Origin of the sequence: Exiguobacterium sp. s122 (genome assembly GCF_018618475.1) — a bacterium.
GTDB lineage: Bacteria > Bacillota > Bacilli > Exiguobacteriales > Exiguobacteriaceae > Exiguobacterium > Exiguobacterium himgiriensis.
This window is the reverse complement of the sequence record NZ_JACSMD010000001.1, coordinates 605,419-623,569: the sequence shown is the minus strand read 5'-3', so window position 1 is coordinate 623,569 and position 18,151 is coordinate 605,419. Positions and strand designations below refer to the sequence as shown.

At 53.6% G+C, this 18,151-nt stretch carries 23 protein-coding genes; 4 read left to right on the top strand and 19 right to left on the bottom strand.

Going from position 1 to position 18,151, the window contains the following annotated elements:
* Window positions 1–109: 109 nt before the first annotated feature.
* The 4 genes from KNP92_RS03220 to KNP92_RS03205 form a co-directional block, all read right to left on the bottom strand.
* Complete coding sequence (locus KNP92_RS03220) at window positions 110–1,402, bottom strand: methyl-accepting chemotaxis protein (RefSeq protein ID WP_214837003.1); 1,293 nt, start codon at window positions 1,400–1,402, stop codon at window positions 110–112.
* Window positions 1,403–1,524: 122 nt separating this feature from the next.
* The gene (locus KNP92_RS03215; RefSeq protein WP_214837000.1) at window positions 1,525–1,845 is read right to left on the bottom strand and encodes a hypothetical protein; all 321 of its coding nucleotides are present in this window, start codon (window positions 1,843–1,845) and stop codon (window positions 1,525–1,527) included.
* Between the two features lie 9 nt (window positions 1,846–1,854).
* The gene (locus tag KNP92_RS03210; RefSeq protein ID WP_214836995.1) at window positions 1,855–2,682 is read right to left on the bottom strand and encodes a GNAT family N-acetyltransferase; all 828 of its coding nucleotides are present in this window, start codon (window positions 2,680–2,682) and stop codon (window positions 1,855–1,857) included.
* Between the two features lie 56 nt (window positions 2,683–2,738).
* Window positions 2,739–3,224 carry a hypothetical protein gene (locus KNP92_RS03205; RefSeq protein ID WP_251136379.1) on the bottom strand — a complete coding sequence of 162 codons (486 nt, stop codon included), beginning with the start codon at window positions 3,222–3,224 and terminating at the stop codon, window positions 2,739–2,741.
* 155 nt (window positions 3,225–3,379) lie between these two features.
* On the opposite strand from KNP92_RS03205, the gene KNP92_RS03200 reads away from it, so the two are divergent.
* The gene (locus KNP92_RS03200; RefSeq protein WP_214836992.1) at window positions 3,380–3,877 is read left to right on the top strand and encodes a hypothetical protein; all 498 of its coding nucleotides are present in this window, start codon (window positions 3,380–3,382) and stop codon (window positions 3,875–3,877) included.
* A gap of 33 nt (window positions 3,878–3,910) precedes the next feature.
* On the opposite strand, the gene KNP92_RS03195 is transcribed toward KNP92_RS03200, so the two are convergent.
* From KNP92_RS03195 to KNP92_RS03185, 3 genes are all read right to left on the bottom strand, one after another.
* Window positions 3,911–4,204, bottom strand: coding sequence for a putative quinol monooxygenase (locus KNP92_RS03195; RefSeq protein WP_214836990.1), 294 nt, complete (start codon window positions 4,202–4,204; stop codon window positions 3,911–3,913).
* A gap of 2 nt (window positions 4,205–4,206) precedes the next feature.
* Window positions 4,207–5,157 carry a DMT family transporter gene (locus KNP92_RS03190; RefSeq protein ID WP_214836987.1) on the bottom strand — a complete coding sequence of 317 codons (951 nt, stop codon included), beginning with the start codon at window positions 5,155–5,157 and terminating at the stop codon, window positions 4,207–4,209.
* Window positions 5,158–5,250: 93 nt separating this feature from the next.
* Window positions 5,251–6,099 carry a YitT family protein gene (locus KNP92_RS03185; protein ID WP_214836984.1) on the bottom strand — a complete coding sequence of 283 codons (849 nt, stop codon included), beginning with the start codon at window positions 6,097–6,099 and terminating at the stop codon, window positions 5,251–5,253.
* A 138-nt stretch (window positions 6,100–6,237) separates the two neighbouring features.
* On the opposite strand from KNP92_RS03185, the gene KNP92_RS03180 reads away from it, so the two are divergent.
* Window positions 6,238–7,152, top strand: coding sequence for a YitT family protein (locus tag KNP92_RS03180; protein ID WP_251136378.1), 915 nt, complete (start codon window positions 6,238–6,240; stop codon window positions 7,150–7,152).
* A gap of 27 nt (window positions 7,153–7,179) precedes the next feature.
* On the opposite strand, the gene KNP92_RS03175 is transcribed toward KNP92_RS03180, so the two are convergent.
* The 11 genes from KNP92_RS03175 to KNP92_RS03125 form a co-directional block, all read right to left on the bottom strand.
* Window positions 7,180–8,235 (bottom strand): GGDEF domain-containing protein, encoded by a 1,056-nt coding sequence (locus tag KNP92_RS03175; protein WP_251136377.1) that lies wholly within the window; start codon window positions 8,233–8,235, stop codon window positions 7,180–7,182.
* Window positions 8,236–8,334: 99 nt separating this feature from the next.
* Complete coding sequence (csrA, locus tag KNP92_RS03170; protein ID WP_214836965.1) at window positions 8,335–8,562, bottom strand: carbon storage regulator CsrA; 228 nt, start codon at window positions 8,560–8,562, stop codon at window positions 8,335–8,337.
* On the bottom strand, window positions 8,562–8,999 hold the full coding sequence (gene fliW / locus KNP92_RS03165; protein ID WP_214836962.1) for a flagellar assembly protein FliW: 438 nt from the start codon (window positions 8,997–8,999) through the stop codon (window positions 8,562–8,564). The genes csrA and fliW overlap by 1 nt, the downstream gene beginning before the upstream one ends.
* Before the next feature lie 15 nt (window positions 9,000–9,014).
* Window positions 9,015–9,569 (bottom strand): DUF6470 family protein, encoded by a 555-nt coding sequence (locus KNP92_RS03160; protein ID WP_251136376.1) that lies wholly within the window; start codon window positions 9,567–9,569, stop codon window positions 9,015–9,017.
* Window positions 9,570–9,596: 27 nt separating this feature from the next.
* Complete coding sequence (gene flgL, locus KNP92_RS03155; RefSeq protein ID WP_214836956.1) at window positions 9,597–10,526, bottom strand: flagellar hook-associated protein FlgL; 930 nt, start codon at window positions 10,524–10,526, stop codon at window positions 9,597–9,599.
* A 6-nt stretch (window positions 10,527–10,532) separates the two neighbouring features.
* Window positions 10,533–12,023 carry a flagellar hook-associated protein FlgK gene (gene flgK, locus KNP92_RS03150; RefSeq protein ID WP_214836953.1) on the bottom strand — a complete coding sequence of 497 codons (1,491 nt, stop codon included), beginning with the start codon at window positions 12,021–12,023 and terminating at the stop codon, window positions 10,533–10,535.
* 12 nt (window positions 12,024–12,035) lie between these two features.
* Window positions 12,036–12,392 carry a flagellar export chaperone FlgN gene (gene flgN / locus KNP92_RS03145; RefSeq protein WP_214836950.1) on the bottom strand — a complete coding sequence of 119 codons (357 nt, stop codon included), beginning with the start codon at window positions 12,390–12,392 and terminating at the stop codon, window positions 12,036–12,038.
* Window positions 12,393–12,499: 107 nt separating this feature from the next.
* Window positions 12,500–12,751: a flagellar biosynthesis anti-sigma factor FlgM gene (locus tag KNP92_RS03140; protein ID WP_214836947.1), complete on the bottom strand. Its 252-nt coding sequence runs from the start codon at window positions 12,749–12,751 to the stop codon at window positions 12,500–12,502.
* Window positions 12,752–12,773: 22 nt separating this feature from the next.
* Window positions 12,774–13,118: a flagellar protein gene (locus KNP92_RS03135; protein ID WP_251136375.1), complete on the bottom strand. Its 345-nt coding sequence runs from the start codon at window positions 13,116–13,118 to the stop codon at window positions 12,774–12,776.
* A 58-nt stretch (window positions 13,119–13,176) separates the two neighbouring features.
* On the bottom strand, window positions 13,177–13,845 hold the full coding sequence (locus KNP92_RS03130) for a ComFC family protein (protein WP_214836941.1): 669 nt from the start codon (window positions 13,843–13,845) through the stop codon (window positions 13,177–13,179).
* The gene (locus KNP92_RS03125; protein WP_214836938.1) at window positions 13,842–14,990 is read right to left on the bottom strand and encodes a helicase-related protein; all 1,149 of its coding nucleotides are present in this window, start codon (window positions 14,988–14,990) and stop codon (window positions 13,842–13,844) included. The genes KNP92_RS03130 and KNP92_RS03125 overlap by 4 nt, the downstream gene beginning before the upstream one ends.
* Window positions 14,991–15,155: 165 nt before the next feature.
* Between KNP92_RS03125 and KNP92_RS03120 the strand changes: the two genes are divergently transcribed.
* Entirely contained in the window at window positions 15,156–15,902 is a 747-nt protein-coding gene (locus KNP92_RS03120; RefSeq protein ID WP_214836935.1) for a hypothetical protein, read from the top strand.
* The gene (locus KNP92_RS03115; protein WP_214836932.1) at window positions 15,903–16,655 is read left to right on the top strand and encodes a hypothetical protein; all 753 of its coding nucleotides are present in this window, start codon (window positions 15,903–15,905) and stop codon (window positions 16,653–16,655) included. It begins immediately after the preceding gene.
* Window positions 16,656–16,693: 38 nt separating this feature from the next.
* Here the strand turns inward: KNP92_RS03115 and KNP92_RS03110 are convergent, their stop codons facing one another.
* Window positions 16,694–18,034 (bottom strand): hemolysin family protein, encoded by a 1,341-nt coding sequence (locus tag KNP92_RS03110; protein ID WP_251136374.1) that lies wholly within the window; start codon window positions 18,032–18,034, stop codon window positions 16,694–16,696.
* Window positions 18,035–18,151 lie beyond the last annotated feature (117 nt).

The window sequence follows — 18,151 nt, the reverse complement described above, 5'->3', positions numbered from 1 at the left end:
ATATCGGAGCCATCTCTTATGTGTTTAGTCTTTTTCGAAAAAAGTTACACGTTTTGAGTAGAAAATTTAATTTGTATAGAAAAACGACCCATCGCTGGGTCGCGTCTCCTTACACTTCAACTTTTACTTGTTCCGTTTCATTCTGCAAACTTTCCGCAACACGTACGAGTTCCGTCATCGCGCCGTTCACTTCTCCAAGACTCGCCGCTTGCTGGCTAGCCGCTGATGTCACTTCTGTGGCATAACGTGACGCCTCTTCAACCATACCGACGATTCCAGCTGAGTTCGTGACAACCGAATCAATTTGACCACGCGACTCATCTAGGAGCGCGTCGACCGAATGGACGTGACTATACACTTCGTTCGCCGAGTTGTGAATCGTCGCGAACGCGCCACCTGCCTTCTCGACAAGGCCAACCCCTGTCTCCACTTCCGCTTTCACGTTCGCCATCGAAGACGACGTGTCACCGACGAGACGTTTGACGTCGACAATCAAATCCGTGATCTCTTGCGTCGAGTTCGCTGTCTGTTCAGCGAGCTTTTTGACCTCGGCCGCGACGACCGCGAAGCCGCGTCCGTGTTCCCCAGCCCGTGCCGCTTCAATCGACGCATTCAACGCCAAGAGGTTTGTCTGTGCTGAAATGTCACTGATGACGTCCGTAATCCGTGAAATCTCACCTGTCATTTCCGTCAACTTGCTGTTGAGCGTCGATGACTGTTCGACTTTGCCGGCAATCGCGTGCATCGCATCGACTGACGACGAAGCGAGTCCTTTTCCGCTTTCAGCTTCTTGTTGCATTTCACTGGCCGCGTCAAGTGCAGAGCCCATCTCGTTACGAATGTTTTCCATTGTGCGTGCAACGGCTCCAAGCAAGTCCATTGAGCTGTATGTCGCACTGACGTTGTCTTCGAGCATCTTGTTCAATGCGTCCATCGCTTGACGAATGTTCTCGCCAGCCACATTGCCTTCTTGAACAGCCGCAGCGATCTCTTGTGCGGATCCTGTCAACTGATCCGCCGTGTAGCGCATGTTCGTTCCTTGCTCACGCAAGTGTCCGACCATGTTGTCCATCGAGAGAAGCAAGCGCCCCATCTCCGAGCGATCGTTCGTCGCCTCGTTTGCGAACTCGACAGTCAAGTCACCGTTTCCGACCTGGACCGCCTTGTCTGATGCCGACTCAATTGCTTTGAGCGGACGGCGTGCAATCAAGTAGATGACGATACTGCCAAGCGTTGAAATGACAAGCGACACGGCCGTCCCGACGAGCATGACCTGTCCTTTCGCCATCTCGAGCTCTGTAAGCAGTAGAAGCGTGATGTACCCGACCGAACCACCCGTCACGATCGATGTGACCAAAATCCACGCGAGTAGCTGCGTCGTAAAGTTTTTGAAAATCTTCACTGTAAGTTCCTCCTCTGTGTAATTCATCACCTTCTATATCGTCTTGTTGGAAGCTTTTGTATAGCGTTTTCAGTTGAACGTTTGGTCAATGAAAAAATGCCCTCCAGCTGGAGAGCATTGCTTCAAAACGGGTCTTCTTTTGTCACACGCGATCGTTCCCGTGTCGTCGTCAGCGCATCGATTGCAAGCGCAATTGCTGCCGCCCAGTGGAGCATCATCCCGACGATGGGGATAAAGCCGAGCACTGACGCCGTGATGCCGACAATCGGACCAAACGACAATCGGTTCAGCCTTGTGAGCGACAAGACGAGTACGACGATATGGAACGCGAGCATAAAGCCGAGCGGCGAATAGCCCATGCTGATGATGAACAGACCGCCAAGGATGGGGATTCCGAGGAACGCCTCAAACGCCGCTCCAAGCCATTTTAAATTTCTGACCATGCTGTCACCTCACAGTTCGAGTAGATAGAACTCATACCCACCATTTTCTGCGAAACCGGCCCGCTTATAAATCTCGAGCGCAGCCTTGTTCTCCGTCTCGACGTCGAGTTCGAGCTTCGTCCGGCCCATACGGAACAGCTGTTGGACCATCTGTTTCAACATTTTCGAACCGTAGCCGTTACCTTGCTCGCTCGCCCGAACGCCGAACGCGTGGATGCTTCCCGCGTCGTCGCCTGAGAGGAGCGCGCGGATGACGCCGACCGGACGTCCTTCGACTTCACCAATATACGTCACGCGGTCCGGTGTGTCGATTTGACGATAGATGTTCTCCGTCACATCAATCGGGTCACCGAACGCCTCAGAGAGCGTCTCAATAATCAGTGGACGGTCGGCGTCCGTCGCCTCGCGGAGCGACACCTCGTTCGGTTTCAAGAACAGCTCTGCTTTCTTCAAGACGAGATTGTACTCGGAAAAGCGATATGTTGCACCGAGTTGATCGACGACCGCCTTGCCGGACTTCGACTTCCGGTCAATCACAAACGTGAACGCCTCACACCCGTTCGCTTTCGCGTCCCGTTTCGCCGTCTCCAATAGCGCCGTGAAGATGCCCTGTTTCCGATAGTCCGGATGCACGAGCGCGTTCACTTCATATTCGTTCTCGAGATACGGGAACAACACTAAATACCCGACGAGCAAATCGTCCGCGTAGACGGCGTAATCGTTTTGCCCGACCGCCTCATGTCCGACTTTGACGTCGATTCCGTCGAACGTATTGACCGCTTCTTCGAGCGCTCTCACGTCTTCTGCTTGTCTTACTTCTTCCACTGAATAGTTCATACCATCACCTCGCATCTATTGTAGCACAACAAAAAAGCCCGCCGAAGCGGGCGGACTCATAACGTGCGGAACTCGAGCTCCGGGAGCGTTTCGAGGAGCTCCGTGATCTCATCCGTATGCGCCTCGGCACCCGGCACAGCTTCGGTCGGTTCGACCCAGAAGAACGTCTTGTCACTCGCACCGAGATAGTTGCCATAGCCGACTTCCTCGGCGAACGCCTCTTCTGACAACTCACGGTCGACGAGATCCAAATGGAACAACAACTGGTCGTCGCCACCTTCAAGGTTGTAATAGAGGTCGAACGTGCCGTAGCTCGCCTTGTCACCGATATCGGTCACGTCTTGCGACTTCTCGATATAGACGTCTCCGCGTTCAATCGCCTGGGCGATCTTCGACGGGAGAATGATCTCATAACCGAGGGAACGGTCTCGAATCGTCTGTGACGTATCCTCAGTCCGTCCCCGAGACGAGACGACTCCGACTGTTGCGACAAGGACACCGGTCACGCCGAGCGCGACAGCCCACTTCAAAGTTTTGTTCATGTTGGTCCACTCCTCTTTAGTCTGCCATGAGACGATTATCGCATAAAATGCAGGCAAATCATTAAATATTCTGAAAAAATGTTTCGCGATGCGTTGACGCACGTTCTCCAATCCCATACGATAAAAGTATCGCATTACAGAAAAGAGGAACCGACATGTCTAACGAATCCCAATTGTCACGGGCGCAACTCGACGCGCTCTTAAAAAACGTCTTCGCCCTTCAAATCCCGGTTATCGAGAAGTTCATGACCGACTTGTTCAAACAGTACGTCTCGACGGCGTCCACGTTCAAACAGGACATGGACACGATGAAAGCGACGGACTGGCATAAACAGTTTTTCGGCCAAAAAGCGATGCCACATCTCTTCATCGAGAACCTCGGCTTCGGCGCCTCGTTCCGTCACCAGGAGCAGGACAAAATCGTCAAGATTCCAGAAAACATGACGATCGTGAAGCCGGACTCGGACGCGCAAATCGAAGAGATTTTGCAGAACCTCGACAAGACGATAGCATCGATGCCAGGCATTAAAAACAAAGGGCTCGTTAAAAAGTTTTATAAAGAGACGCTCGAACTCGTCTGCCAGCTCGGCAGCCGTACTGGTATGATGGACGATTTCTATGCGAAAGTCAAAGGTAGCCTGACAAAATCGTAACTGACAAACCCACGTCCGCGGACGTGGGTTCTTTTAATGCTTGCCTTTCGGCTCAAACGTCGCGATCCGTTCGACGCCGGTCAAAATCGGCTTCGCCTGATTGATCAATTGTTTTGTCGCCGGAAGCATGAGCGACTGCTGATGCGCCTCCGAACTTTCCCATACCTCGTAAACGATGATGGCGTCGTCATCGAGCGAGGCACTCACCCGATATGCCTCGCATGCCGCCTCCTGCTCCATCGCCTCGGCTGCTTCAAGTAAAATCGATAGTAACGTCTCCCGCTCTCCTTGAATCGCGGTTAATTTGCCAATCAGTCCATACGCCATCGTTATCCTTCCTTTCCGTAACGGTCGACCGTAATCGGCTTCTCCATCACTTTGAGTGAGGCTCGGCTATGCAACGTCACCCCAAGCATGACGATCCCGATTCCTACAAGCGACAGCCCCGACGGCAGTCCCGCCTGTAAAATCAAAATCTCTCCGACGAGTGCGAACAACACTTCAAGCGCTTGTGTCGCCTCGACCGTCGCGAGCCGGCTCATGTCATGTTTGACGAGGTCGGTCGCTTGGAAGAAGAGCACCGTCGCGATGACGCCGGAAAGAAGTGCGACGAGAAGTGTCTGAGACACTTGTGCCCCTGACGGTATCCCGGTCGTCAGCCCGTAGCCGAACAACAGAAGCCACACCGGCAGCGAACCGATACACATGCCGAGGATGCGCTCGAACACATCGAGGTCGGTGATCGCCATCATCTTTCGGTTGCCGAGCGGATAGGCAAATGCGGCGATGAGCACCGGCAAGACGCCAATCAACAGGAAGCGCAGCTCGAACGTCTGTAAAAATTCGACTTGCATGAGGACGACCCCAAACAGAATGATTCCGGAGAAGCGGAGTGCCGTCCACGGAATCTGTTCGCGTGTTCCGTCCGCTCGTTTAAAGAGCGGCGATAAGAGCGCGCCAGCGAGAATCGTCACTTGCCACGTCCCGGCGATGAGCCAAGGCGGTGCCTCGACGGCGGCGATACAGATTGGGACGTAAAACAAACCGAATCCGACCGTCCCCCATATAAGCCACGGCATCGGGTCGCTTGCGAGTGCCTTTCGCACGCGTCCTAATCCGCCGCGCATGGCGACGACGAGGACGAGGAGTGGAATCATGAATAAGAAGCGGAGCGAGGCACTGTACGCCCAGTGACCGCCCCCGATATGCATGGCTTCATTTAAAACGAACGTGCTCGCGAAAAAGAGCGCGGCGAACACGCCGAGGATGAGCGGACGCATGCCATCCCTCCTTTCTGAATCCCCACTAGTTCCACATGAACGAATCGTTCTCCTGCTAATTCAAAAAACATCGGACCCGTTTTGGTCCGATGTTCAGTGGATGTCACGCTTTTGGAACGTACCGCCTTTCACTTCTGTCACTTCATAGACAACGACGAATGCCTCCGGGTCGACCTGATCAATGATGCCTTTCAACTTCCGCTCCTCCAGCCGATTAATGACGCACGTGATTTCGTAGTAGGCTTCCTTCGAATAGGAACCTTGAATCGACTTGCGCGTCACGCTTCGCCCGAGCCGGTCACGAATCGTGTCGGCCATTTCGTCAGGGGCACTTGTAATGATATTGAACGTCTTCGCCCCACTTAGTCCTTCCTCGACGATATGAATCACTTTTGACGCAATAAAGTAGGCGATGGCCGATAAGACCGCACCTTGGAGCCCGAACACCGTTGAGACAACGATGAAGACAAATGCGTTTAAGAAGAGAATCAAGTCACTCGTACTGAACGGTAGTTTTCGGGACAACAGAACGGCAAGCATATCGATGCCGTCAAGCGCACCACCGTTGCGGAGTGCGAGACCCATACCGAGACCGAGGATAATTCCGCCGACGACCGTGATGAGGAGCGCGTCCCCTTCGATGATCGTCGGGACGTGATGCATGATGACAGTGCCGACCGAGAGTGAGGCGATGCCGGTGATGGACAGGATGGCGAAACTCTTTCCGATTTGCTTATACCCGAGATAGATGAACGGAACGTTCAGCATGACAATAAAAATCCCGAGTGGTAAACCGAACAGCTGAGAACCGACGATACTGATGCCGGTGACACCCCCGTCAGAGACGTTATTCGGAATCAAAACCGACTCGAGTCCGTAGGCGGCAACCAAGCCCCCAAGGACGTTCATGATGAGGTTGATCTTCCATTTTGTTCGTTTCATACAATCCTTCCTTTCCTTACCTTTCAACAGTCTAGCATATTTTTAGTTATAACACATAATTAAATTCAGTGGAGGATGTCGTTCGCATGCGAAAATCAACATGCTATACTAGTTAAAAAAAGGAAAGGGCGGATGTCCATGCAGCGTCCACCGATGCCTTCGCCGTCACCGGAGGAAGTCCGGCGCTTGAAGCGCGAACATAACCCAATCAAACGGTCAGAACTCATCGCCAAAGGACTCCTCCTCTTGTTCGGCGCGTTCATCTTCGCCATCGGGCTCGAGGCGTTCCTCGTCCCGAATCAAATCATTGACGGCGGCATCGTCGGGGTATCAATTATCGTCTCGTACTTATCCGGCACAAAACTCGCCATCTGGCTCGTCCTCTTCAACTTGCCGTTCATCTACTTCGGCTACCGCCAAATCGGCAAGACGTTCGCCGTCGTCACGTTGACGGCCATCCTCCTCATGTCCGGTTTCACGATTCTGTTGCACAAAATCGAACCGTTCACGGACGATTTACTTTTGTCGACGGTCTTCGGGGGATTCTTGCTCGGGGTCGGGATCGGCCTTGTCATCCGCGCCGGTGGATCGCTCGACGGGACGGAGATTTTAGCCGTCGCCTTCACGAACCGATTGCCGTTCTCGGTCGGTGAGATTGTCATGTTCTTCAATATCTTCATTCTCGGGACAGCCGGCTTCGTCTTTAGCTGGGACCGGGCGATGTATTCGCTGCTCACGTACTTCATCGCCTTCAAGACGATTGACGTCGTCCTCGAAGGGCTCGACCAGTCGAAGGCGGCGTGGATCATCACAACGTCCCCGGACGATGTCGGCCAGGCCATCATGGACCGGCTCGGTCGAGGCGTAACGTATTTGCACGGAGAAGGTGCCTTCACGGGTGACGGCAAGAAAGTCGTCTTCACGGTCATCAGCCGCCTTGAAGAAACGAAGCTAAAAGACATCCTCGACGACTATGACGAGAAGGCGTTTCTCGCCATCGGCAATATTCACGATGTTCGGGGCGGCCAGTTCAAAAAGAAAAATATCCACTAAAAAAATCGGCCGCGGCCGATTTTTTGTTTACCCGATTTTCACTTGGTCGCGACCGTCCGCCTTCGCCTGATAGAGCGCGGCATCGGCCCGCTCGAACACGACCGTCCCCGGTTCCGCGTTCGCAATCGACAAACCGATTGAAATCGTCATCGGCATGACTTGGTCCTCGAACATATATGTCGTCTCCCGGACCGCGCGGACGAGTCGTTCAGCGAGCTGTTTAGCGTCGTGCGTGTCTTCAGTCACCATGACGAACTCTTCTCCTCCGTAACGTCCGACGAAGCCGTCTTTTGGACAATGCTCACGGAGCGTCATCCCGATTCGACGCAACACCGCATCCCCGGCCCGGTGGCCATATGTATCGTTCAACTGTTTGAACCGATCGACGTCGATGACAAAGAGTGCCCACGGAAGACCCGACGCCTCGACGTCGTTCAACCGTTCGAGCGTCATGTATCGATTCGGCAGTCCCGTCAATTCGTCGATGGTCGCCCGTTGCGTATGGAGTCGGAACATGCGTAAATGCGCCTCGATTTGTTTCGCGACCCAGTAGCACATCCACGCCCCGAAAAACGTCATCAAAAAGTACGGCAAGAAGACGTTTATAAACATGGACATTGGCACATTTCCAGTCACTCGAATCAAGACGAGTATTGTCCCGAAGACGACATAGGTCGTAAACGCATGTCCGCGCCGCAATCTCGTTCGATTAACGAGAAACGATAGACTGAGGAAAGCGACAAGTGTTGCCAGTGATTGTAACAACTGTCCTGACACGCCATCGAGTGCTAAGCGACCGGCAATCGTCATGACAATCGTCACCCCGATACCAATCGGACCTGCATATGTGGCGGCTAGGGCGAGCGGAATGATTCGTAAATCGACGCGCGTTCCTTCCACCTGAAATGAGTTGACCGTCAAGAGGAGGGCCGCAACCCCCATCGCAAACCCGAACACGACTCGTACAGCGCGCGGTGACCCTATCTGGATTGGGAATACGTGCCGCATGAGATAGAGCGTGAGTGATAAAATAAGATAGATGATACTAATGTTTATAAAGAAAATATTGACAACTTGCCCCAAACAACTGCACTCCTTCCCCGAAATTCCCATCCATCGTAACGCAATGACAACGCACCTGTCATCCGATAATCCGCTTTCCTCACGAAAAAAGCCGAAAGCTTATGCTTCCGACTTGTTTTGTATCATTTGTCTCATTAAGTTGGCACTGTCCCGAGCCGACTCGTTCTCAGCCTGCATCTGGACGTACACCTCATGGCGATGGATGTCAATATGGCGCGGCGCGTCGATGCCGAGTTTCACTTGGTCGCCCTCGATCGCAAGCACCGTAAGTGTCACGTCGTCGCCGATATGAATCGCCTCACCTTGTTTTCGTTTCAATACGAGCATCAGCGCACCTCGCTTTTCTGTCCGCCGAGCGGGAAACGGGCCGGGTAGGCGTCATCTAAGATAACTTGCTTGCCGCGGCGCTCGTTCGTCTCGATGACAATTGGAGCCTTCAAATTGAGCGTCGACGCCTCGAACGGTTCGCGGAGCGTAACAATTGTGTAGACGGAGACGTGTTCTGCCTCGTCGATGCCGAGCTGGTCTTTCGCCCCGTCCGTCAATTCGAACGCATAGTCCGGCTTATGCCAGAACGGGTTCGTTACGACGAAGGCACATGCAGCGTCTTCGAGTGACTGGAGCGACCAAAATGGAAGGTCGTCGCCATACGGAATCAGGGCAAACGTCTTCGACTCTGGGAAGCCCGGAATCTCGCTGACGAACGAGATTGTCTCTTCTTCTTTCACTTCGATCTTGCCAAAATAATCTGTCTCAATGAACATGGATCTTCCTCACTTTCAACGCGTCTCATCATATATGCCTCCGACCGGCCATATCTCAAGTGATGCCTGTTGACGGAGTGAGATGTCCGTCGTCCAAGGCGTGAACGAGATATCGGTCGGGGTGAGCGATACATCTATCTGTGCCGGTGTCACGTTCCATTCGATTTTGACGTCCGCCGGCGTATACGTCAACTTGACGCGGTCAATTGACTTCGGCATGAAATCGAGATCGACGACTGGATACGGTTCGTTTACTTTACTGGCAGCAATCTGGGGAATCGGGTTGCCGTTCTCGATGCGCATGAGCTGGTCGCCTTCGCGGGAGGCCATGCTCGTCGCCTCACGGGCACCTTGTTCACCAAGTGCCCCGAAATGACGACCAAGTTCGAGGGCGCCTTTCAAGTTGCTCTCGCTCCGGGCGACCGACGAGTCAACTTCGAGCGTCCCAGGCGTCGTCCGTTGCGTCATCTCAACTTTCCCTTGCGTCATCGAAAGTTCGGCCCGGCCTTGGCGCATCTCAAGAACGGGACGATTCGATGTCATTTGGATGGCGGCATGTGTCTGCCGCATCTCAAGCTTCGCGAGATTCATTCGCCGTTACCGAAGGAAATCAAGGAGCGTCGGCTGGATGATGCGGGCGCCGGCCGAGAGCGCGGCGCGGTGCACCGTTTCATGGGATTTAAGCTCCATGATGACACGCTCGATATCGATGTCTTCGTTGTCCGACATGATTGTCTTCGCGATGATCTCGTGATCTTGTAGACGATTGTCGACGAGCTCCAACCGGTTGGCACGGGCGCCGAGTTCGGCCCGTTCCGTAATCAAACTCTGTCCGAGCGTGTCGAGCGTCGCGAGCTGTGCCGACAAGTCGGCCCCGCCCGTCGTCTCATCGCCGAGTAATAGACTCAAGTTTCGGAGACCTTCAAACAATTCCCGACCAAACACCGTCTCCGGCTGCATATTCACTTGCATCGTGATGCCTTTCGAAACTTCAAAAGCAATCTTCCCGCTGTCCGTCGGTACTCCGCCTGTATAGATGGAATCGACGTCTGCGGCCGGATCAGTGAGGAACGCCTTCAGCGCCGTCATGTCGATGAGTGGCTGGTCCGTCTTCGTTCCGTTATAGATGTATTTCTCGCCTGCTTTTGAATTTGCGAGCGACCCGATATGTTCGACGAGTTGGTCAATCTCACTTTTGATAATGGCGCGTTGCGACGACTCGTACGTGTCGTTCGCCGCCTGCGTCGTCAGTTCACGAATTCGTTTGACAGCTTCCGTGACTTCATTCAATGTCGAGTCGGTCAAATCCATCCAGCTCGTCGCTTCGCTGACGTTACGGCGGAACTGGTCGACCTCGCGCACCTCGGTCCGGTAACGGATGCCTTGCATCGCGACGACCGGGTCCTCCGAGGCACGTTGAATCCGTTTCCCGCTGATTAGTTGTTCTTGTACTTTCGCGAGCGTATTATAGCTCGACGATAAGTGCTTTAAGTTCGTTTGTGTGAGCATCGTCTGTGTGACACGCATCAGTCATTACCTCCCTACGATTCCCATGCCGTTGATAATTTTGTCGAGCATCTCGTCGACGGCCGTTATGTTCCGCGCCGCCGCGTTGTAAGCGTGCTGGTACTGGATCATCATCGTCATCTCTTCGTCGAGCGACACTGCGCTCACCGACATGCGGCGCTGGTCCGAGCTCGCCATAAGGGCGAACGTGCTCGAAGCGAGACGACCGCTTTGGTCGGCTGCGACGGCCATGTTGCCAATCACGTTTTGATAGTACTTACCAATCGACGTGTCGGTCGTGACCGAACCGTTGAAAGAGAGCGCTTGTGATTTCAAGTTCGCGAGCGCGAGCGCCCCGCTGCCGTCTCCGATGTTGCCGTCTTTAGACGTGGCAATCAAATCGAGGTTTTTCATGATGGCGTCGCTCACTTTAATCGTCGCGGCACTGTCAACGTTTGCGAAGAAGTCGCTCGTTCCGTCCGCACCTTTGGCGTCTTTATGTTGTCCGTGTAGCGCGTTGAAAGCGGTGGCGAATTGTTTCGCCATCTCGTCCAAATCTTTGAGCATCGTCGTGAAGGCTCCATCGATTCCTTCCGGCCCAGTGGCTGACCCATACATTTCAACGAGCGCTTTCCACTTCCCGTTCGGCATGTCGGCGTGCGTCAAGTTTGTCGAGACACCAGCCGCGTCTGTCATCGTCAAGTTGTCGAACTTGCCGATTCCGCCCGTGATGCCGTCGACGAGCGTTACATCCTGTCCATTGATGGTGACACGGATGTCGATTCGGCCTTCAGCGACGCGTTGCGAGTTCCCGCGTGTCTCGCCGTTCAAGTAGTCGACCGGGACGCGTTTGAAGTCGATGTATTGAGCGAGTTCGTCCATGTAGCGGTCACGCTCATCATATAGTTCATTCGGTAACACGCCGAGCGGTTCCGAGTCCCCGATTTGACGGTTGACGTTTGCAATCTTTGTCATGAGGTCATTGATTTTCTTTACGACAACGTCCGCTTCAGATTTTAAATCATCTTGAACTTTTGAGAGCGACGAAGACATGTAGTTGAACGTCTCCGTGAGCGTCATCGCTCGTTGCCGCACGACGCTACGCGCCCCCGTATCGTCCGGGTTGACCGATAAGTCTTGCAATGACGCCCAGAACAGATCGAGTGATTTGGCTAGACCGTTCTCTGACGGCTCGTTGATGATATCTTCCATCCGGCCGAAGGCAGCTTGCTTCGTCGCATAGAAGGCATTTTTAACTGACTCGTCGCGGTATTGCTGGTCAATCATCAAATCGCGAATTCGGGCGAGCGTCTCGCCGCGGACACCGGTTCCGAACTGCCCAGCTTTCGTTCCTCCGAAGGAAACCGACAACTGTTCGGTCATCCCCATTGTTAATCGTTGGCGTGAATAGCCTGGGTTAGACGCGTTGGCGACGTTGTTACCGGTCGCCTGGAGCGCCCACTGGTGTGTCGAGAGGCTTCGTCTTGCCGTCTCTAATCCCATAAATGTTGAACCCATCAATCTTCCCCCTTATACGTCGCGGCTGAACGAACGTGTTTCAAACGCTTGTTGGCCGTAAGTGAAATCGTCTGCATCTGGCATGAGCATATCGAGATGCCAATTGATATAGTTGAGCGACTGTTCGAGTAACGCGGCGTTTGACTCGTTCTGCCGTTTTAATTCGAACAGGACCGGTCTGAGTGCTTCTTTCTCTTCATCGTCCAAAACGAGTAAACCTTGAAGTCGTTCTGCTTCTTTTTGTGAAATTTGGCGGACGAGTTTTGCTTCTTCTTTGACGAGTACCGTAAAGGCAGCCATATCGCCTTTAATTAACAACTGTTCTTTTTCATAAGCGAGTTCGAGTAGCCGGGTATGTAATGTGAGCATGTGTCTCTCCTTTTTCCAAAAAAAGAGCTGACTAAAAAGGGGTCCCCTCTAGTCAGCTTCCGTGCCGTGTTATCCGTGCGAAGGCCTCAAACAGACCTCGCTTCCATTCATCCTTGTAGAAAGCGTTTGGCGATTTCGCGCGCGTCCCGTGTATACGTCCCTGCATTAATCTCAGCCTTCAAGGCGTTGATTTTTTCAAGACGTTCCGGATGTTTTACCGGTTCATCAAACCGGGCGCGAGCTTCTGCCGATATCGATAGTCGGTCCGTTTGGCGTGTTGACTCGGGCTTCGTCTCGGCTTGCGTTTTCTTCTCGTACGTGTGTGGCAAATGTACCCACTTAGCAGAATCGATGCGCATGCGTATCCCCCCTATCTTGATGTTAGTCCAAACGATAAGCGCGGGCGCTTGGTTTCGTGATACTTTGTTGTAAGTTTTGTAATTCTTGCTGCATGTCGGTTTGGCAACTCGAACAAACTTTTCCTTCGTTCGTCGGTTTGCCGCATCGGACACAGCTAATGGCAAGTGCCGGGTTGTCCTTGATGATCAAGCGTCCTTCATGGATATATCGCGTGATGTCAAGTTCGGAAACTCCTGTCGCTTCAACGAGAGCCCCAATGGTTGTTTGTCTGTTAGCTGGTTCACGGATGAAGTCGCGCACTTTCAAGAAGTTTTGAAAGTCGACCTCCCCGCAGGACGGGCAGTATGGCGAGCGCCCTTGTTTCATGAACAGGCGTCCGCACTTTTGACACGTTGTAGCTTCCATTGTCCTTCACCTCTGCCTTTTATATCGGACGCGTTTTTGATTTGTTTAGCGCCCGGAACAAGCAAACGGCAGAAACTTCTCGGTAGCCCGCATGTTTCAACGTGAGTGCCGCCTGATGAAGCGTCGTGCCCGTCGTATAGACGTCGTCAACGAGAACAATTTTCTCACATCGGACTTCAGTTTGTATAGCGAACGGATTTTGACGGTGCCGCCTTTCTCCTTTCCCTAGTTCCCGTTGACTCAAAACCTCTGTTTTTTGAAGCAACAGTCTCGTTGGTCCGATGGCGCGCGCAAGGAGCTCCGCCTGATTGAACCGTCGCGTCTTCAAACGCTCATGCCCGAGCGGAATCGGGACATAGACAACACCCGGTTCGCGACATGCCCGTAGGCTCGGTCGCGCGTGTTCAACAAGCGCGACATCCCCACCGAACTTGTACCGGTGGAGCCAGTTCGCCCCGGCCTCGTCATAGACGTAAAGCGAACGTACGGTCAAATCGAGTCCGAGGGCAAGCCAACGGATACAGTCCGGGCACGTCTTCCCATCCTCGGTCGGATGCCCACACCGGGGACAGCCTGGTTCGAGCATGGTCAACATCGTGTCACAGTCAGGGCAGACCCAGTCGCGTTTCAATAACGTCGATGGGGTCCATTTGACGTGGAGCGGTTTCCGGCAAACTAGGCAATTCATCGGCGATTCGCCTGTTCGATATCTCGGATAGCGCGGTCTTGACGCCACGTCCGCTCGTTGTAGAAGAAGACGACGTCCCCGGTCGGTGCATCTGGTTTTCGACCGGCACGCCCGGCCATCTGGATGAGACCGCGCGAGGTGAAGAGCACGTGTTCACTCTCAATCACAGCGACGTCGACCCCGCGTACCGTCATGCCCCGCTCCCAAATCGACGTCGCGAGTACGATTCCTTTCGTTGCAGCGAGCCACTCGAGCGTGTCCATCCGCTCGTCTGTATCGGCCGAGACCGTACGGACCGTGAAGCCAGCGTCAGTCAATCGTTCCCCGTAGCGGACGAGGTCGGCCTTCGTCGGGACGAACAAGATCCGTGGCGTCTCCCTCTGGCAAAACGCGATGATCGCCTCATCCGTCTGTTTGACGAGCGTCGGGACGGGCAAGTCGTGCCCGTGATAGCGGCGTGACAAGTGGACCGTCGCGAACTGGCGCTGCCAGACGGTCGGTGTCGCCGTCACAAACAGGAACACGTCCTTCCCGGCGCGTCGAATCGTCCACCAGAGTGCCATGTCAAATGCAAACGGGAACGCGTCTGACTCGTCGACGAGCACGTAGTCGAAGACGTGTTTTAAATTCAATAAGAGCGGTGCCGTCGCGACGGTGATCATGCTGACCGTTTCTTTCTCCCCACCCCCGTAGCGTCGTGTGATCGGGACGGAGAAGGCACGCTCAAGTCGGTCGGCCCATTCGACGGCAACGTCCCGTCGCGGCGAGACGATGAGGACGCGCTTCCCAACGTTTACGACGCGTTCGATGACCGGGACCATCTCCGTCTTGCCGGACCCGCAGACGGCGTGGACGAGGCCGGACGTTTTCGTCTCCCACCACTTCAGGAGCTGTCTACTCACATGTTGTTGGCCGTCACTTAACGCAAATGGCATGACGAGCTCGGTCGGCTCGACCGGTGTCGTGACGTCGATTTCTTGCAAGAAGTCACAGCGGCACACCCGACCGAGATGGAGACAGTTGCGGCAATAGCGACAACTGCCATGTAGACACGTGAAGGTTCGGACGTCGGTGCTCAAGCAGCGCTGGCATATGCCGAAGCGGATGGCACGTTGCCCGTTAGGATGGATGACGAGTTGTCCCATGAAATCAGTCCTTTTTATATCGACGCTACCAAACGAAAGGGCATGAAACGACACAATATAATCGTGGTTTTCTCAAACGTTTCGTTCTTAAGGCGGATGTGTTCACACAAAGAATACCTTACGATGATGGAAGAAACCGACTATTTTAGTGAGGAAGTGGTATGGATGCGTCGTTTTATAGGGACGCTGATTGGAGCCGGGCTCATCCTGTACGGGGTCGGCACGCTCCTATCACACACATTGTTCGGTGACCCGCGAGATGAACAGCGGGCGATCGCTGCGGCAGAACAATACGTCGCGACGACGTATCCACATATCGAGCTGTCAGCGGTACACGCTGGTCTACAGATTTGGGGAAGCGGTGCGTACGTCGTGACGATGGCATCAGAAGTGAGCGAGGACACACAGTTTGATGTGGTCGTAAACGGGGATGGAGCGATTATCGACGATTATTACGATGACGTTTTCACCGGGATGGTGACGTTCAATCGGCTGCATGCGGAATATCGCCCGCTCGTGGAAACAGCCCTGCGCTCGCTCCCGTTCGAGCACGATTTGTATGAAAACGTGTTGACCGTCTATGAAGGCGAAGGTTCGGCCGAGGAGGCGCTCGACCCGGCAACGCTCATTCTCGACCATCCGTACGACATCAAACAAATCGGACGCGATCACGGTTCCCTCTTCATCTGGATTGAAGGTGAAGACGCGATCGCACAGCACGCGAGTGAACGGATGCGTGACGTCAAACGCGTGCTCGACGAGGCCGACGTGCCGTTCCGGACGCTCCTTATCTCGATTCAAGACGGAAACGAGTCATTCTATTCTGGACGCGTCAACGCGGAAGACATCGAGGAAGACGGGTTGGCCGAACAACTGCAACGAAATGATAACGAACGAAAAGAGATGAACTAAATGATGCATAAACGACCCATCCACAACGTCTTGACCGGACTCGGTATGCTTGGCGTCTTCTTAATGGGGTGGTGGGCATGGTATGTGTTTGACGGAAGTGAGAAAGCCGAACAGCGTGCCATTCAAGCAGCGAAAGACTATGTGCACCAGACTTATCCAGATTCAACGCTCCATGTGACAGACGTTATGTATTTGTCGCTCTATGACCCAAACTATCACGTCAGAATGGCTTCAGAGACGAGCGTCGACACCGATTTTACGGTAAGGGTGACACGAAGCGGTAAGATTATCGATGACAGCTATGAAGAAGATGTCGTCTCAAAGTTCAATACATACGGGCGTATCCAACAAGCTTACGATCAAGCTGTGCAAGATGCTCTCCGGCTAGTCTTCTCAGGTCGTATCTCACTTATGAGCGAATTACCGTATTTACAATGGGATGAAGATAAAGACGAAGTAAACAAAATAGATCTTGACGAACTAGAGATGGACCAAGGGACGGGGCTCTCTTTTTATGGGGCGCGATACGGGATTCTCTTTGCTCATGTGAGGAATACATCGTACACCTATGAAGAGGTAGCGGATTTATTACGTGACCTTAAGTGGGAAGCGGACGACCGTAACATTCGCTTCCACTCCATAAAACTTCAAATCACAATCGATGGGGTCGAGCGTTATACAGAAGACATCTTCTATGATGACATCGATTCCCCTAATTTTGTAGACCACTTAGAACGACTTCTCAACAATTAGAAAAGGTTCATCCACGACACACGCGGATGAACCTTTTGTTATGCCTCTTTGACGTCAGGATGCACGATGAGACGGACCCGTTCGACGTGATGTTCTGTCATCTCGAGGATGGTGAGCATATAGCGGTCGAACTCGAACGTCGTCCCGACCATGTTCTCGTCCCGGTTGACTTGAAGCCAACCCCCGAGCGTATCAATCTCCTCGGCGTTCTCGAACACGAGGCCGAAGCGTTCCTCGAGCTCGTCGAGACGGACGCGTGTATCGATCTCATACGTCGACGCATCGACCGTATGGATTGGGTCGACTTCGTCCTCGTCGAATTCGTCACGAATTTCACCGACGATTTCTTCTAGCAAATCCTCGAGCGTGATGAGACCGGACGTGCCGCCATACTCGTCAAGGACGATGGCGATATGCGTCCGCGCCTCGCGCATCTGTTTCAATGTATCTTCTAACGGTGTCATCTCGTGAACGACAGGCAACTCTTTCACATACGCCTTCAAATCGACAGAGGGCTGTATCGCCAAGCCCATGAGCACTTCCTTGACGTTAATGTAACCAATCAAATGGTCCTTGTCCCCGCCCTCCATGATCGGGTAACGGGTGTACTGGCTGTCGGCGAACGTCGCGAGCACTTCGGCACGCGTCGCCTCGATGTCGATCGCCTCGACTTTCGTTCGGGGGACCATGACGTCTTTCGTGACGTGCTGGTCGAACGAGAAGATGTTTTGCATCATTGCAAGCTCCGTCTGATTGATTTCCCCGCTCTGAAAGCTTTGCGTCATGATAATCTTCAGCTCTTCTTCCGAGTGCGCTTCCTCATGTCCTGCCGGCTTCACGCCGAACAAGCCGAGGAGAAGCCGTGCCGATCCGTTCAACAACCAGATGAACGGGAACATGACGCGACCGAACCAAAAGAGCGGTCGGGCAAAGATGAGCGTCATCCGTTCCGCGTATTGAATCGCGAGCGACTTCGGTGCGAGCTCGCCGATGACGACGTGTAAGAACGTAACGATGGCGAACGCCGCGATGAACGAGATGACGGAAGCGAGTGACGCCGGGATGTTGAACTCATTGAAGAGTGGCGTCAGCAAGCGGACGACCGACGGTTCCCCGAGGAAACCAAGACCGAGCGCCGTCACCGTGATCCCGAGCTGACACGCCGATAAGTAGTAGTCGAGATTTGAGGCGACCTTCTTCGCGAGCACGGCCGACTTGTTCCCTTCGGCGACCAATTGATCGAGCCGAGACATCCGGACCTTGACGACCGCGAACTCTGACCCGACGAAGAACGCCGTGAGCGCGATCAATAACGCAACGAGTGACAACAACAACCAAATCGGGCCATCCACATCTCCGCCGCCAGCCCCAGCGGCCATTACCTGTGTCGAGTATATCCTGTCCACATTTTCCTCGAATAAATCGAGTGACACCTCCATAGTGTATAAAATTTTTATAGGGTCACATGACTGCGACACTATCAATGAATAATCTAC

What these genes read in the sequence shown, in the direction of transcription:
- KNP92_RS03200 (WP_214836992.1), top strand. Translation starts at nt 3,380, where the DNA reads ATGTCTAACGAATCCCAATTGTCACGGGCGCAACTCGACGCGCTCTTA.
- flgN (WP_214836950.1), bottom strand. Translation starts at nt 12,392, where the DNA reads ATGCTCACATTACATACCCGGCTACTCGAACTCGCTTATGAAAAAGAA.
- flgK (WP_214836953.1), bottom strand. Translation starts at nt 12,023, where the DNA reads ATGGGTTCAACATTTATGGGATTAGAGACGGCAAGACGAAGCCTCTCG.
- fliW (WP_214836962.1), bottom strand. Translation starts at nt 8,999, where the DNA reads ATGTTCATTGAGACAGATTATTTTGGCAAGATCGAAGTGAAAGAAGAA.
- KNP92_RS03205 (WP_251136379.1), bottom strand. Translation starts at nt 3,224, where the DNA reads ATGAACAAAACTTTGAAGTGGGCTGTCGCGCTCGGCGTGACCGGTGTC.
- KNP92_RS03215 (WP_214837000.1), bottom strand. Translation starts at nt 1,845, where the DNA reads ATGGTCAGAAATTTAAAATGGCTTGGAGCGGCGTTTGAGGCGTTCCTC.
- KNP92_RS03135 (WP_251136375.1), bottom strand. Translation starts at nt 13,118, where the DNA reads ATGAAACAAGGGCGCTCGCCATACTGCCCGTCCTGCGGGGAGGTCGAC.
- KNP92_RS03125 (WP_214836938.1), bottom strand. Translation starts at nt 14,990, where the DNA reads ATGGGACAACTCGTCATCCATCCTAACGGGCAACGTGCCATCCGCTTC.
- KNP92_RS03185 (WP_214836984.1), bottom strand. Translation starts at nt 6,099, where the DNA reads ATGAAACGAACAAAATGGAAGATCAACCTCATCATGAACGTCCTTGGG.
- KNP92_RS03180 (WP_251136378.1), top strand. Translation starts at nt 6,238, where the DNA reads ATGCAGCGTCCACCGATGCCTTCGCCGTCACCGGAGGAAGTCCGGCGC.
- flgL (WP_214836956.1), bottom strand. Translation starts at nt 10,526, where the DNA reads ATGCGTGTCACACAGACGATGCTCACACAAACGAACTTAAAGCACTTA.
- KNP92_RS03160 (WP_251136376.1), bottom strand. Translation starts at nt 9,569, where the DNA reads ATGCGGCAGACACATGCCGCCATCCAAATGACATCGAATCGTCCCGTT.
- KNP92_RS03140 (WP_214836947.1), bottom strand. Translation starts at nt 12,751, where the DNA reads ATGCGCATCGATTCTGCTAAGTGGGTACATTTGCCACACACGTACGAG.
- KNP92_RS03210 (WP_214836995.1), bottom strand. Translation starts at nt 2,682, where the DNA reads ATGAACTATTCAGTGGAAGAAGTAAGACAAGCAGAAGACGTGAGAGCG.
- KNP92_RS03130 (WP_214836941.1), bottom strand. Translation starts at nt 13,845, where the DNA reads ATGAATTGCCTAGTTTGCCGGAAACCGCTCCACGTCAAATGGACCCCA.
- KNP92_RS03190 (WP_214836987.1), bottom strand. Translation starts at nt 5,157, where the DNA reads ATGCGTCCGCTCATCCTCGGCGTGTTCGCCGCGCTCTTTTTCGCGAGC.
- csrA (WP_214836965.1), bottom strand. Translation starts at nt 8,562, where the DNA reads ATGCTCGTATTGAAACGAAAACAAGGTGAGGCGATTCATATCGGCGAC.
- KNP92_RS03120 (WP_214836935.1), top strand. Translation starts at nt 15,156, where the DNA reads ATGCGTCGTTTTATAGGGACGCTGATTGGAGCCGGGCTCATCCTGTAC.
- KNP92_RS03195 (WP_214836990.1), bottom strand. Translation starts at nt 4,204, where the DNA reads ATGGCGTATGGACTGATTGGCAAATTAACCGCGATTCAAGGAGAGCGG.
- KNP92_RS03110 (WP_251136374.1), bottom strand. Translation starts at nt 18,034, where the DNA reads ATGGCCGCTGGGGCTGGCGGCGGAGATGTGGATGGCCCGATTTGGTTG.
- KNP92_RS03115 (WP_214836932.1), top strand. Translation starts at nt 15,903, where the DNA reads ATGATGCATAAACGACCCATCCACAACGTCTTGACCGGACTCGGTATG.